Annotated in this window: 1 protein-coding gene; it reads right to left on the bottom strand. The window is 58.0% G+C overall.

Annotated elements, in window-relative coordinates; translation table 11 throughout:
• Positions 1 to 29: 29 nt before the first annotated feature.
• On the bottom strand, positions 30 to 395 hold a 366-nt coding region (locus tag SB765_RS28190; protein ID WP_410932293.1), incomplete at its 5' end, for a calcium-binding protein.

Genomic DNA, 395 nt, shown 5'->3' with positions numbered 1-395 from the left:
AGGGTGTTTTTCACAGGCGCCTCCAGGCATTACATGCCAGGTTCGTAGTCCGAACCGCTGGTGCGTGCGCCCTCACCGCCCAATACCAGGTCGTTGCCGTTGCCGCCGTACAGGACATCGTTGCCGGCTCCACCTTTGAGGGTGTCGTTGCCGTTTTCGCCATACAGGTAGTCGTTACCCGAACCGCCATCCATCACGTCATCGGTTGCAAAACCTCTCACCGTGTCATTGCCATCAGTCCCGGTCAGCACCAGGGTCTTGACCTGCTCGATGCTCCAAGACTTGCCGTCGGCGAAGCGGATCTCTTCCAGCTTGTAGGCACTGGTGCCATCGTCGCGGAAGTAGTTGCTGATAGTAACCCGATCAGTGCTGCCTTTCAGGCTCAGGATCAAGTC

Origin of the sequence: Pseudomonas sp. SIMBA_067 (genome assembly GCF_046534675.1) — a bacterium.
GTDB classification, from domain to species: domain Bacteria; phylum Pseudomonadota; class Gammaproteobacteria; order Pseudomonadales; family Pseudomonadaceae; genus Aquipseudomonas; species Aquipseudomonas putida.
This window is presented reverse-complemented; position numbering and strand designations above follow the sequence as displayed.